The organism is Caulobacter soli, assembly GCF_011045195.1.
GTDB classification, from domain to species: domain Bacteria; phylum Pseudomonadota; class Alphaproteobacteria; order Caulobacterales; family Caulobacteraceae; genus Caulobacter; species Caulobacter soli.
This window is the reverse complement of record NZ_CP049199.1, coordinates 4761164-4775188: the sequence shown is the minus strand read 5'-3', so window position 1 is coordinate 4775188 and position 14025 is coordinate 4761164. Positions and strand designations below refer to the sequence as shown.

10 protein-coding genes are annotated in these 14025 nt (G+C 68.2%); 6 read left to right on the top strand and 4 right to left on the bottom strand.

Annotated elements, in window-relative coordinates; all coding sequences use genetic code 11:
* Positions 1-130: 130 nt before the first annotated feature.
* The 4 genes from G3M62_RS22235 to G3M62_RS22220 form a co-directional block, all read right to left on the bottom strand.
* Complete coding sequence (locus tag G3M62_RS22235; protein WP_165190722.1) at positions 131-1183, bottom strand: sulfate ABC transporter substrate-binding protein; 1053 nt, start codon at positions 1181-1183, stop codon at positions 131-133.
* Positions 1184-1222: 39 nt separating this feature from the next.
* Positions 1223-2281, bottom strand: coding sequence for a sulfate ABC transporter substrate-binding protein (locus G3M62_RS22230; protein WP_165190721.1), 1059 nt, complete (start codon positions 2279-2281; stop codon positions 1223-1225).
* 12 nt (positions 2282-2293) lie between these two features.
* On the bottom strand, positions 2294-3757 hold the full coding sequence (locus G3M62_RS22225; protein WP_165190720.1) for a porin: 1464 nt from the start codon (positions 3755-3757) through the stop codon (positions 2294-2296).
* A 216-nt stretch (positions 3758-3973) separates the two neighbouring features.
* Complete coding sequence (locus G3M62_RS22220) at positions 3974-7231, bottom strand: autotransporter domain-containing protein (RefSeq protein ID WP_165190719.1); 3258 nt, start codon at positions 7229-7231, stop codon at positions 3974-3976.
* A gap of 176 nt (positions 7232-7407) precedes the next feature.
* On the opposite strand from G3M62_RS22220, the gene G3M62_RS22215 reads away from it, so the two are divergent.
* The 6 genes from G3M62_RS22215 to phoB all read left to right on the top strand — a co-directional run bounded on the left by G3M62_RS22215 (position 7408) and on the right by phoB (position 14007).
* The gene (locus tag G3M62_RS22215; RefSeq protein ID WP_165190718.1) at positions 7408-8850 is read left to right on the top strand and encodes a sensor histidine kinase; all 1443 of its coding nucleotides are present in this window, start codon (positions 7408-7410) and stop codon (positions 8848-8850) included.
* A gap of 104 nt (positions 8851-8954) precedes the next feature.
* Complete coding sequence (gene pstC / locus G3M62_RS22210; RefSeq protein WP_165190717.1) at positions 8955-10397, top strand: phosphate ABC transporter permease subunit PstC; 1443 nt, start codon at positions 8955-8957, stop codon at positions 10395-10397.
* Positions 10390-11691, top strand: a complete 1302-nt coding sequence (pstA, locus tag G3M62_RS22205; RefSeq protein WP_165190716.1) for a phosphate ABC transporter permease PstA — start codon at positions 10390-10392, stop codon at positions 11689-11691. The genes pstC and pstA overlap by 8 nt, the downstream gene beginning before the upstream one ends.
* 52 nt (positions 11692-11743) lie before the next feature.
* Positions 11744-12592: a phosphate ABC transporter ATP-binding protein PstB gene (gene pstB, locus G3M62_RS22200; protein ID WP_165190715.1), complete on the top strand. Its 849-nt coding sequence runs from the start codon at positions 11744-11746 to the stop codon at positions 12590-12592.
* Between the two features lie 17 nt (positions 12593-12609).
* Positions 12610-13299 carry a phosphate signaling complex protein PhoU gene (phoU, locus tag G3M62_RS22195; RefSeq protein ID WP_165190714.1) on the top strand — a complete coding sequence of 230 codons (690 nt, stop codon included), beginning with the start codon at positions 12610-12612 and terminating at the stop codon, positions 13297-13299.
* A 15-nt stretch (positions 13300-13314) separates the two neighbouring features.
* Entirely contained in the window at positions 13315-14007 is a 693-nt protein-coding gene (gene phoB / locus G3M62_RS22190) for a phosphate regulon transcriptional regulator PhoB (RefSeq protein ID WP_012288542.1), read from the top strand.
* Positions 14008-14025: the final 18 nt, after the last annotated feature.

Below are 14025 nucleotides of genomic sequence, written 5' to 3'. Positions count from 1 at the left end.
CTCGCACGCCCCGCCTGCACCCAACGCCGCTTGCGGAGTCGGGTTCCAGACATTGGCCCCAAATGCACAACGGCGGAAACCCCCTTGAAGGTTCCCGCCGCCATGGTCGATATCGGTAGCCGGTTACGGCTTATTTCGGCTTGTAGATCCGGTCGAAGACGCCGCCGTCGTTGAAGTGCGTGGTCTGGGCCTTCTTCCAGCCGCCGAAGGTGTCGTCGATGGTGACCAGCGGGATCGACTTGAACTTGCTGGCGTACTTGGCGGCCGCCGCGGCGCTGCGTGGGCGGTAATAGTTCTTGCCGATCAGGTCCTGGGCGATGGGGCTGTAGAGGAAGTTGAGATACCCCTCGGCCGCCACGCGGGTCTTGTGGCGGTCGACGTTCTTGTCGATCAGGGCCACCGGCGGCTCGGCCAGGATCGAGATCGACGGATAGACGATGTCGAACTTGCCCGGCAGTTCGTCCTGCGCCAGGTAGGCCTCGTTCTCCCACGACAGCAGAACGTCGCCCAGGCCGCGCTGGGTGAAGCTGGTGGTCGCGCCGCGGGCGCCGGTGTCCAGCACCGGCACGTGGCGGAACAGCTCGCCGACGAAGGCCTCGGCCTTGGCGGGGTTGCCGCCCGGTTGCTTCAGGGCCCAGGCCCAGGCGGCCAGGTAGTTCCAGCGCGCCCCGCCCGAGGTCTTCGGGTTGGGGGTGATCACGTCGATGCCTGGCTTGATCAGGTCGCCCCAGTCCTTGATCTTCCAGGGATTGCCCTTGCGGACCAGGAACACGATCGTCGAGGTGTAGGGGGTCGAGTTGTTGGGCAGGCGCGATTGCCAGTTGGCCGGCAGCAGCTTGGCCTTGGCGGCGATCTCGTCGATGTCATACGCAAGAGCCAGCGTGACGACGTCGGCCTGCAGGCCGTCGATCACCGAGCGGGCCTGCTTGCCCGAACCGCCGTGCGACTGGTTGATGGTCAGGTCCTGGCCGACCTTTTCCTTCCAGTACTTGGCGTAGGCGGCGTTGATGTCCTTGTAGAGCTCGCGGGTCGGGTCGTAGCTGACGTTCAGCAGGGTCAGCGGCTTGACGCCTTGAGCGTGGGCCGAGCCGGCCAGGGCGGCGGGAACCGCCAGGGCCGCGGCGCCGGCGGTCGCGGAGCCCAGAAGGCCGCGACGCGTGGGGGTCTTGAGATCGTGGGTCATGGCGATGTCGCTCACGTGAGAAGTGGGTCGTAAAAGGGGTTAAACGCCGGGTTTGTAGATCTGGTCGAACACGCCGCCGTCGGCGAAGTGCCGGGCCTGGGCCTTGGCCCAGCCGCCGAACTGGTCGTCGACGGTGACCAGCGGGATCTTCGGGAACTTGCTGGCGTACTTGGCCGCGGCCGCCGCGTTGCGCGGACGGTAGTTGTTCTTGCCGATCAGGTCCTGGGCGATGGGGCTGTAGAGGAAGTTGAGATAGCCCTCGGCCACCGTCCTGGTCTTGTGGCGGTCGACGTTCTTGTCGACCACGGCGACCGAAGGCTCGGCCAGGATCGACATCGACGGATAGACGATCTCGAACTTGTCGGCGCCGAACTCCTGGCGGGCCAGGTGGGCTTCGTTTTCCCAGGTCAGCAGGACGTCGCCGATCCCGCGCTGGACGAAGGTGGTCAGCGAGCCGCGCGCGCCGGTGTCCAGCACCGGCACCTGCGCATAGAGCTGCTTGACGTAGGCCTGGGCCTTGGCGTCGTTGCCGCCCGGCTGCTTCACCGCCCACGCCCAGGCCGCCAGATAGGCCCAGCGCGGCGCGCCGCCGGTCTTGGGATTGGGGGTGACGATGTCGATGCCCGGCTTGATCAGGTCGCCCCAGTCCTTGATCTTCCAGGGATTGCCCTTGCGGACCAGGAAGATGATCGTCGAGGTGTAGGGCGCCGAGTTGTCGGGCAGGCGCGACTGCCAGTTCTTGGCGATCAGGCCGCGCTTGGCGATCTCGTCGATGTCGTTGGACAGGGCCAGGGTGACGACGTCGGCCTGCAGGCCGTCGATCACCGAACGGGCCTGCTTGCCCGAACCGCCGTGGCTCTGGTTGATCACCAGGTCCTGGCCGACCTTGTCCTTCCAGTACTTGGCGTAGGCGGCGTTGATGTCCTTGTAGAGCTCACGGGTCGGGTCATAGCTGACATTGAGCAGGGTCAACGGCTTGGCGGCGGCCGAAGCCGTCGCGCCCAGGCCCAGGCCGGTAAGGGCGCCGATCCCGGCTCCCGCCGCGACGATCGCGCGGCGGGAGGGACGGGGCGCCCGGCTTGCGGGAAGCTTGGTCATGCTGCTTGCGCCCTAGAACGCGTATTGGCTGCGCAGGTTGACCACGTGGTAGTCCTGCCCGGCCTGCAGGCCGGCCGCGTTGCGGCGGTCGACGCTGACATCCAGGTAGTCCAGCGAGAACTTGGTCGCGGTATTGGGGAACCAGTTCAGGCCGACCGAGGTGATCTGCTGGTCGCCGCCGCGCACGCGGTCGGCCGCCACCCTCGAGTACTCGTGGTAGTTCAGGTCGGCGACCGAATAGCGCGCCGCCAGTTCCCAGGCGCCCCACTGGCCCTTCTTCGGGTCGAACGGCTTGTCGACCGCCGGGGCGTCGAAGGCGAAGTTGGTGGCGCTGTACTTGCGGGCTTCGCCGGTCAGGATCCACGAGCCTTCCACGTACCAGGCCTTGAACTTGGGATCGGTGACGTTGGCGGCCGGGTTGCGGCGGTCCAGCGCGATGTCGAAATATTCGCCCTGGACGAAGAAGTTCTTCTTCTGGGCGGCCAGTTCGAAGCCGTAGTGGCGGCCGCCGGTCGAATCGATCGCGCCCGACGAGATCAGCTGGGTGCCGTCGACCCGCAGTTCCGGGCGGTCGCTGACGGTGATGTTGTAGAGGCCGGTGTCGGCGGTCTGGGCCGGGGTGGCCACCACGCTGGCGTTGGCGCCCACATGGACCAGCCAGTCCAGGCCCTTGAGCGGGACGAAGGCGACGCGGCCCACATAGCCCAGCTGCTCGTCGGCGGTGGCCGGATCGCCGGCCTTGGCGCCCGTGATCGCGCCGGAGATCAGGTAGCGTTCGCCGACGGCCTGGACCTGCAGGCCGATGCGCTTGTCGGCGCCGGCCAGGCCGCGCGACAGTTCCGAACCCGAGGGACGCTCGGGGAACAGCGAACCGTTGGTCGAGGCGACGTCTTCCAGGCCGACGTTCGGAGCGAAGGCGCCGACCTTCACCTTGAAGGGCGCGTAGTTGTACTGCAGCCACAGCTCCTGCAGCGTGCCCGAGCCGTCGGTGCCTGCGCCGCCGAAGTCGAGCAGCACGTTGTAGTCGAAGTTCTTGAACAGCTTGCCGTCCATGCCCAGGCGGGCGCGGCGGAAGTTGGTGCCGCTGTTGAGGTCGCGGCCGTTGGTGACCGAGGCGGGCAGGGGCTTGTCCTGGTAATATTGGCCCGCGTCCAGCTGCATGACGGCATGGAAGTTGGCCGAGAAGGCGCCGTCCGCCGAGGTGATGGCCGGCTTGCCGCCGGCGATGGTGACCGCGGGGGCCGCGGCCTGGACGGTGCGGACGTCCTTGAGGCTGGCGGCCGTGGCGGCCTTCAGGTCGGCGATCTGGCTGGACAGGGCCTCGAGCTGGGCCTCGAGAGCCTCGATGCGGGCCTGCTGCTGCTCGGGCGTCTGGGCCGCGGACTGGGCATGGGCCGCGCCGGTCATGGCGACGAGCGAGGCGCCGGCGATCAGGGCCGTGCGCAGAGTGGTTCGGGTCGTGAGAAACTTGGTCATGGTCTTCCCCTCTCGACGCCTGAGCTGACGTCTTCGTTGATCGGGACAAAAGACGATTATTCCTACGTATTGAATAGAGTTATGGGCGGGAAGCTTTGAGTTTTCCTTCAGGCTGAGCCGTGCGGCGCCTCTAACGCATTGGAATTTCAAACGAAAAAGGCCCGCGCTGGAGCGCGGGCCTTGTCGATCGGTGTTCTTTGGGCCGCCTTGGCGGCTCTAGAACATCGCCCGTCCGGTGAGTTTCAGGTTGTAGCGCTTCTGTTTCTTGGCCGCCTCGGCGTTGCCTTCGATCGCCAGGTAGGACATCGGCGTGCCGGCCCGCAGGGCGAAGCCCAGGGTCACCGCGCCGTCCTTGTCGTTGGCCGAAGCCAGGGTGAAGGGCGTGCCGCCGCCGGTGTATTGGGCGATCGTGTCGCCCAGATCGCCGGCCAGTTGCTGGCGATAGCCGACCCGCACTTCCGGACGCCACCACAGGTCGCGGCCGTAGTCGGCGCCGAACGCCACGCCGACATCGCCGGTCAGGGCGCTGGAGTTGCGCTTGCTGATGATCTGGTCGAAGCCGTCGCCGCCGCCCGATTCCTTGCGCTGGCCCTCGCTCAGATAGAGGTAGTCGAGCGAGCCTTCGGGACGGACGAAGTAGCGGCCCGCGAACTTGGCCTCATAGCCCGTGCCGGCGAAGGCGTTGAACGTGTAGCCGTTCCACTTGGCGGTGTTGTGGCGTTGGACGTCGGCCACGCCGTCGTTGTTCAGGTCGCCCGAGTTGAACGTCCGGTCGCCGTCGTACCAGCCGTAGCCGCCGCCGCCGCCGACATTCATGCGCCAGCCGCCGATCGACCGGCGCCAGTAGGCGCCCAGCTGCAGGAAGTTGCCGGTGGTCTGCTCGCCCACCTTGGCGGCGATGTCGTGTTCCTCGACGCTGACATAGGCCAGGGTCAGGCCCAGCGCGCCGCCGGCGTCGCCCATGGCCTCATAGCCGCCGACGAAGCCGAAGGCCTGGGTGTCGGAGCCCATGGTGTCGTCGGTGTCGCGCCGCACCAGGGTGTTGATTTCCTGGACCCACAGGCTGTCGGGTCCGTAGCGGTCGCCCGGGTCGGGACGGTAGGCCGTGGCGGTCGAGATCGCGTGGCTCACGTTCTGCATGGCCGCGAAGATGCCTTCGCCCTGGTCCGGCATCATCTGGTCGTAGAGACCCAGCAGGCCGTCCTTGGTGGACTGGCCCAGATAGGCCGCGGCGATGGCGCTGTCCTTGCCCAGCGCGGCGAACGTGGCGTCATAGGCCGAGGCCTGGGCCTTGTTCATGCCGATCTCGGCCGAGGTGCGGCGACGCACGTCCAGATAGACGTTGTTGGTGTCGGTGCGGCTGCTGGCCACGTAGAGATAGGGCGTGCCGCCCAGCAGGTCCTGGTTGATCGTGCCGGCCGTCAGCGTGCCGCCGGTGATGACGGTGTAGCTGGTCGGGGCGGACAGCAGGCTGGTCAGCCGCAGGCCCAGCTGGGCGCCGGAGGCGATGTTGACCGCGCCGGAGGTCACGATGTGGGTGTTCGTGCCGGCCGTCGGGTCGACGGTGAACACCATCTTGCCGTTCGCGCCGATGTTCAGGCTGGTGGCGTTGATGGTCTCGGCGTTGGTCACGGCCAGCGAGCCGTTGGCGACGTTGATCGCCAGCTGGCCGTCGGAATCGCGCAGGCCGCCGATCACCAGGGCGCCGCCGCCGATGTTCAGGGCGTCGGCGCCGGCGCCGAACGTTATGTCGCCGATCACCGAGCCGGCCTGGACGTTGAACGTGTCCGCGCCCGAGCCGAACCGCACTTCGCCGACGATCACCGGCGCGGTCGTGGTCGTGGCCGCGCTGGTGGTGGTCACCGTGTCGGTGCTGGGGAAGGTGGTCGTGACGCTGGTCGAGACCGGCGTGACCTGGTTGACGGTCACGCCCGTGGTCGAGGCCGACAGGTCCAGGGCGATGGCCTTGCCCGTGGCGACGGCGGTCGTGGTGGTGGTCAGGCCGTCGGTCTTCACGCCCGGCGCGGTGACCGAGGCGAGAATCTGCCCGCTGTTGTTGATCGTGTTCAGGGTTCCGGACGAATCGAGCACCGCGATGGCGTTGCCGGTTTCGCCGGTGCGCGTGGCCTGGATCGTGCCGCTGTTGTTCAGGGTGTTGGCCACGGCGCCGGCCGCGATCACCACGCCGCGAGCGTCGCCCGTGTTGGTCGTGCCGGCGTAGGATCCGCTGGTCGCGGTGATCGAGCCCCGGTTCCAGATCGTCGGCACGCTGGCGCCGGCGGTCAGGTTCACGCCGGTGGCGGTGGCGTCGCGGGCGCCGGCGGCGACCGTGCCGTCGAAGCGCGCGCCGCCGGCCAGGGTCGTGGCCTGGCCCGTCGCGCCGCCGATCTGGACGGCGGTGGCGGTGACCTTGTCGTAGACGCCGCTGGCCGAGATCGAACCCTTGGAGACCAGGCCGTAGGCGTTGTCGGCCGCGCCGACGGCGCCGATGGTCACGGCCCGGGTGTCCGAACCGATCTGCAGGGCCGGGGCGGCGCCGAAGCTGGTGAGGGACGCGGTGGCGGTCGTCGAAGAGCTGATGGTGCTGGTCGTGGTGGTCGTGCCGTCGACCACCGTCGAGGCGGTTGGACCGTTCAACAGAATGCCGCCGCCGACGTCGCCGGTCACCCGGACGGCCGAGCCGCCTTGCAGCAGATCGTCGGCGTCGAGCTTGGCGACCGAGGTTTCGGCCGGGCGCGTGGTGTAGCGATAGCCGGTGGTGGTGACCGCGCCCTGGATGACGAAGGCGCCGTTGACGTTGCCGTCGATCGCCACGCCCGTCGCGTTCAGGCCCAGGGTGTTCGTGGTCCCGTTGATCGTGACGTTGCCGCTGACCGGGCCGCCGACGTGGACGCCGTAGGCGTTGTCCCCGGTGACGGCGACGCCGCCGTTGACGGTCAGGTTGCCGACCAGGCCGCTCTCCAGCGAGACGCCCGCCGAATTGTTGCCCTCGATGACGATCGAGCCGGTCGAGCTCTGAACGATGTCGCCGGTAAACACGCCCGGGCCTTGCAGGCGGATGCCGTATCGGTTGGAGCCCTGGGCGAACGCGCCGTCCAGGTCGCCATCGGCGTCGCTGTCGGCCGGCGTGTAGTCCTCGGTCAGGCTGATGACGGCGTTGTTGGTCACCGAGCCCGTCGTGCCGCCCTGGATCAGGACGCCCGTGGAGCCGTTGACGCCCAAGCTCGTCAGCCCGTTGCCGCCGATCGTGACCTTGTTGTTGCTGTTGAGCGTGACCAGCGGACCGGCCGTGGTCAGGGTGATGCCCCCGCCCGTGTCGACCTTCACGTCGTCGGCCGTCCCTCCGCTCGTCGCCGTCGCCGTGGCGATCGGCGTCGTACGCGCCGTGGTTATGACCGTCTCAGCATAAGCGCCGAACGCCATGGCGAGGAGAGGAGCGGTTGCGACTGTCGCGACCAGGACCTTGCGCTGCATTCCGAACGACACCTTAGAGATAAACCCAGCCCCCAGATTGCGGCACGTTGCGGCGAAATTGCGGTGCTTTCCGACGTCGACGTGCTTCCAGGCGTTTGACGGTCTATCGCAAGCGTTCCCGGGGCGCCATATCTGGTTCACCGAATCCTCCCTTCGCCACAAATCGAGACTGCCGCATGCCGATGGCCTCGCCGTCCTCGTCAGCCCGTTCCGACGGGTCCGCCAGCACGCCCCTGGGCGTCTGGGGCGCCGTGCTGGTCGGACCCGCCGCGCTTCTGGCCCTGGCGGCGACGGGCGGAGCCCACACGTCCGCGGCGATTCCGGCGGCCCTGCTCAGCGGCGTGGTCGGCTATGTGCTGGCCCGTCGGTCGCTGAAACGCCCCATCGACGCGACCGCCCCGGCGCCCGCGCCGGCGGCGGTCGACCAGCCGCCGCCCTTCGGCCTGATTCTCGAAACCCTGCCCGATCCGCTGATGGTCATCGCCGCCGAGGAGGCCGACGACCTGACCGGCCGGCGGTTCGTGTTCGCCAACGCCGCGGCGCGGGAGCTGTTCAAGCTGCAGCCGCGCGGCGGCCTGCTGGTCTCGGCCCTGCGCAGCCCGCAGGTGCTGGAGGCGGTGGACGAAAGCCTGTTCGGCGGCGTGCGGCGCTCGGTCGACTATGTCGGCGGCGGGGCCCAGGGCCGCGAATGGGCGGCGCACTGCGCGCCGCTGGGCGTGGACGAGCGCGGTTCGCGCCTGGCCCTGCTGGTGCTCAGCGACGAGACCGACACCCGCCGCAGCGAGCGGACCCGGGCCGATTTCCTGGCGAACGCCAGCCATGAGCTGCGCACGCCTCTGGCCTCGCTGTCGGGCTTCATCGAGACCCTGCGCGGCCACGCCAAGGACGACGTCGGCGCGCGCGACAAGTTCCTGGGCATCATGCAAGCCCAGGCCGAGCGGATGGCGCGGCTGATCGACGACCTGATGAGCCTGTCGCGAATCGAGCTGAACGAACACATCCCGCCGCTGGGCCAGGTCGACCTGGCCATGGCGACGATCGACGTGCTGGACGCCCTGGCGCCCCAGACCAAGGACAAGTCGGTCACCTTCGATCCCGTCCTGCCGCCGCGCGGCGCGGCCGTGGTCGAAGGCGATCGCGACCAGATCGTCCAGGTGATCCAGAACCTGGTCGACAACGCCATCAAGTACACCCCGCGCGAGGGCGTCATCCGGGTGGAGATCTTTTCGGGGCTGACCGCCGACATGGCGATCGCGCCGCGCGACCCGGCCGCGGCCCGCATGTCGCTGCTGACTCCCGACCACGCCGTCGAGGAGCGCTACGCCTCGTTCCGGGTCAGCGATCGGGGCCCGGGCATGGCCCGCGAGCACCTGCCGCGCCTGACCGAACGGTTCTACCGGGTCGAGGGCCAGAAGAGCGGCGAGCGGTCCGGCACGGGCCTGGGCCTGGCGATCGTCAAGCACATCATGAACCGCCACCGTGGCGGCATGACCGTGGAAAGCGTCCAGGGCGAGGGGGCCACGTTCGGGGTCTATTTCCCCATGGCGCGGATCACTTCGGAGCCGCCGCGCGCCCTCCCGGAGCCCGCGACCTCGGACGCTGTCGCAAAACTGTCGTGAAAACGTCGCATAAGGTCGGCGCCCGCCCGGCATAGATCGGCGTGGGCGGTACGGCGCGCTGTGCGCCGTCACCGCATCCCTTCGCGCAAGACCCCGCCGCACGCATGCTGACCTGGCTCTCGCTCCTTTTCCTCGCCCTGTTCTCCGGCGCGGCTTTCATGGCCGGCCGAAGCCGCGCGTTGAAGTCCTCCGGCGGCTCCGCGGCCAAACTTCACTCGCTGCCGAACTATTACGGCGTGTACGCGGCCCTGTGGGCCGGCGCGCCGGCGGCGCTGCTGCTCCTGCTGGGCGCCACTTTCGGCGGCCGGGTCGAGGACGCCATGCTGCAGGCCCAGCGGCCGGCGGCTGTCCAAGCCCTGACCCCGGATCGTCAAGACGTGTTCTTCAGCGACGTCAACGCCATCGCCATCGGCCAGGCCGCCAGCGAGGTGTCGTATGACGGCGCCCTGAAGGCCGCCTTCGACGCCAAGGTGGTCGAGGCCAAGCGCATCGACGGCATCGTCAGCTACTCGGTCCTGGGCCTGGCCGGCCTGCTGGCCCTGGCCGGCTTCCTGCTGGCCACCCCGCGCATCAACACCGAATTCCGCGCCCGCAACCGGGTCGAAGGCTGGATCGCCGGCGTTCTGATCGCCTGTTCGGTCGCCGCCGTCCTGACCACGCTCGGCATCGTGATGTCGCTGATCTGGGAAAGCTGGCGCTTCTTCCAGAGCGTGTCGCCGCTCAGCTTCCTGTTCGGCACCGAATGGGCCCCGCAGATCGCCATGCGCGCCGACCAGGTGGCCTCGTCGGGCGCCTTCGGAGCCGTGCCGCTGTTCGCCGGCACCTTCCTGGTGATGATGATCGCCATGCTGGTGGCCGCGCCAATCGGCCTCTACTCGGCCATCTACCTTTCGGAATACGCCGGTCGCGGCCTGCGCTCGACGATCAAGCCGCTGCTGGAGATCCTGGCCGGCGTGCCGACCGTGGTCTACGGCTTCTTCGCCGCCCTGACCGTGGGCCCGATCTTCCGGGCCTTCTTCAACGGCATCGGCGCCAGCCTGGCCGGCGGCCCGCTCGACGACCTGGCCCAGTACCTGATGCAGGTTCAGAACCAGATGGCCCTGGTGGCCGGGGTGGTGATGGGCATCATGCTGATCCCCTTCGTCTCCTCGCTGTCGGACGACATCATCAACGCCGTGCCCCAATCGCTCCGCGACGGCAGCTACGCCATGGGCGCGACCAAGTCCGAGACCGTCAAGAAGGTGGTCCTGCCCGCCGCCCTGCCGGGCATCATGGCCGCCATGCTGCTGGCCGTGTCCCGCGCCGTCGGCGAGACCATGATCGTGACCATGGCCGCCGGCCTGCAGGCCAAGCTGACCGCCAACCCGCTGGACACCGTCACCACCGTGACCGTCCAGATCGTCACCCTGCTGACCGGCGACCAGGAGTTCGACAGCCCCAAGACCCTGTCGGCCTTCGGCCTGGGTCTGACCCTGTTCGTGGTCACCCTCGGCCTCAACATCATCGCCCTGCGCATCGTCCAGAAGTACCGGGAACAATATGACTGACGCGGCCATCTCCCCCGGCGCTCCCGCCGCCCGTCCGGCCGAGTCGGCGCGCGACGCCCTGCTCAAGAAGCGCCACCGCTCCGAGAAGCTGTTCCGCGCCCAGGGCATCGCGGCGATCATCATCGCCATGATCTTCCTGGTCGTGCTGGTCGGCCGCATCGTCGCCCAGGGCTACTCGACCTTCGAGACCCACACCCTGACGGTGCCGGTCTATCTGAACCCCGAGCGCATCGACACGACCGCGATCGAGGGCGTCAACTTCGACTACATCGTCGCCGAGGCGATGATGAAGAAGCTGGGCGTCCAGGACGACGACCTGGGCACGACGTCCGGCAAGATCATGGATCTGACCTCGCGCGACTTCGGCAACCAGCTGCTGCAGATGGTCAAGAAGGACCATTCGCTGATCGGCAAGACGGTCAACGTCACCGGTTCGGTCAAGGCCGACGCCGACCTTTACTACAAGGGCGAGATCAAGCGCTCGACCGCCGAGGGCGACCGCAAGCTCGACAACCAGCAACTGGACTGGCTGGACAAGCTGAAGAACGACGGCACGGTCAAGACCGGCTTCAACACCAAGTTCTTCACCAACTCCGACTCCACCGAGCCCGAACAGGCCGGCGTCTGGGGCGCGGTGATCGGCTCGGCCATGATGCTGATCATCACCGCCGTGATCGCCATCCCGGTGGGCGTGCTGGCCGCGGTCTATCTCGAGGAGTTCGCGCCGAAGAACCGCTGGACCGACGTCATCGAGGTCAACATCAACAACCTGGCCGCCGTGCCGTCGATCGTCTACGGCCTGCTGGGCCTGGCCCTGTTCATCAACTGGCTGCACGTGCCGCGCGGCTCGCCGCTGGTCGGCGGCCTGGTGCTGGCCCTGATGGCCCTGCCGACCGTGATCATCGCCACCCGCAGCTCGCTGAAGGCCGTGCCGCCCTCGATCCGCGAAGCCGCCCTCGGCGTCGGCGCCTCCAAGGCCCAGACCGTCTTCCACCACGTGCTCCCGCTGGCCATGCCCGGCGTGATGACCGGCGCCATCCTGTCGCTGGCCCACGCCCTGGGCGAGACCGCGCCGCTGCTGATGATCGGCATGGTCGCCTTCGTGCCCGGCGCGCCGGAGAACTTCGCCAGCTCGGCCACCGTGCTGCCCGTCCAGGTGTTCATCTGGGAGAACGCTTCGGAGCGCGCCTTCCACGAACGCACCGCCGCCGCCATCATCGTGCTGCTGGTCTTCATGATCGTCATGAACGCCGCCGCCGTGATCCTGCGCCGCCGCTTCGAACGCCGGTGGTAGGATCATGAGCTTCCTCAATCCCCTCGCTTCTTCCCTTTCGCTGGGACACGCCATGCCGACCGAAAACCGCGACGACACCATCGCCGCTCACGCGCCCACCCTGGCCTCGGCCATCCCCGCCGGCCACGGACACGTGACCACCAGCGAGTTCAAGATCCGGGCCCGCGACGTCAACGTCTTCTACGGCGAGAAGCAGGCGCTGTTCGACGTCAGCCTCGACGTGCCGGCCAAGTCGGTCACCGCCTTCATCGGCCCGTCGGGCTGCGGCAAGTCGACCTTCCTGCGCTGCATCAACCGCATGAACGACACGATCCCCTCGGCCAAGGTCCAGGGTTCGATCGAGATCGACGGCAACGACGTCAACGCCAAGAGCGTCGACCCGGTGGTGCTGCGCTCGCGCGTCGGCATGGTGTTCCAGAAGCCGAACCCTTTCCCCAAGACGATCTTCGAGAACGTCGCCTACGGCCCCAAGATCCACGGCCTGGCCACGCGCAAGGACGAGCTGGAAGCCATCGTCGAGGCCAGCCTGAAGAAGGCCGGCCTGTGGAACGAGGTCGCCGATCGCCTGCACCAGGCCGGCACCGGCCTGTCGGGCGGTCAGCAGCAGCGCCTGGTCATCGCCCGCGCCATCGCCGTCTCGCCGGAAGTGATCCTGATGGACGAGCCCTGCTCGGCCCTCGACCCGATCGCCACCGCCAAGATCGAGGAGCTGATCGACGAGCTGCGCAGCCAGTTCTGCATCGTCATCGTCACCCACTCGATGGCCCAGGCCGCCCGCGTCTCGCAGAAGACGGCCTTCTTCCACCTGGGCAAGCTGGTCGAAAGCGGTCCGACCGAGGAGATGTTCACCAATCCCCGCGACACCCGCACGCAAGACTACATCACCGGCCGCTTCGGCTAACCGGTAAGGACCCCGACATGACCGAGCATACCGTCAAGTCCTACGGCGAAGAGCTGAACCACCTCACGGCCGAGGTCACCCGCATGGGCGGCCTGGCCGAGGCCCAGGTCGCCGACGCCATCGACTGCATCGCCCGCCGCGACGCGCCCCTGGCCCAGCAGGTCGTGGCCCGCGACGAGCGCCTCGACGCCCTGCAGGGCGAGATCGAGCGCAAGGCCTTCAAGCTGATCGCCCTGCGCCAGCCGATGGCCGTGGACCTGCGCCACGCCGTCGCCGCCCTGAAGATCTCGATGAGCCTGGAACGCTGCGGCGACATGGCCAAGAACATCGGCAAGCGCGCCCTGATCCTGACCGAAGCCGATCCGATGAGCGCCCTGACCCGCTCGATCGAGCGCATGGGCCGCCTGGTCCAGGGCCGCCTGAAGGACGTGCTGGACGCCTACACCTCGTCGGACCTGCAGCGCGCCATCGGCGTCTGGGGCCGCGACGAAGAGGTCGACGAGCACTACAACGCCATCTTCCGCGAACTGCTGACCTACATGATGGGCGACCCCCGGACGATCAATCCGTGCGCCCACCTGCTGTTCGTGGCCAAGAACCTTGAGCGCATCGGCGACCACGCCACCAACATCGCCGAGATCATCCATTTCGAGCTGACGGGCGAAGAGATCATCTCGCAGCGTCCCAAGCTCGAGCTGTCGAACTAAAGAGGGTAGGCCGAAGTGACTCCGTACGTTCTGGTGGTCGAAGACGAAGACGCCCTGGCCACCCTGCTGCACTACAATCTCGACAAGGAAGGCTATGTCGTCGGCGTGGCCGGCGATGGCGAAGAAGCCCTGACCATGGCTTCGGAGCGCGCGCCCGACCTGGTGATCCTGGACTGGATGCTGCCCAAGGTCTCGGGCATCGAGGTCTGCCGCCGCCTGCGCGGCCGCTCCGAAACCCGCAACGTGCCGATCATCATGCTGACGGCGCGCGGCGAGGAGAGCGACCGGATCCGCGGTCTCGACACCGGCGCCGACGACTATGTGGTCAAGCCGTTCTCGATGATCGAGCTGACCGCCCGCGTCCGCGCCGTCCTGCGCCGCATCCGCCCGGGCCTGGCCGACGACCGCATCACGGTCGGCGACATCGTCATCGACCGCGTCGCCCACCGCGTGAAGCGCCAGGGCAAGGAAGTCCACCTCGGCCCGACCGAGTTCCGCCTGCTCGACTACCTGATGCAGCATCCGGGCCGGGTGTTCAGCCGCGAACAGCTGCTGGACGCCGTCTGGGGCTCGGACGTCTATGTCGAGGCGCGCACCGTCGACGTCCACATCGGCCGCCTGCGCAAGGCGCTGAACGGCGACGTGGACGGCGACCCGATCCGCACCGTGCGTTCGGCGGGCTATTCGCTGGATCTCGACGCGGCTTAAGGCGGCGGATCCGCGCTG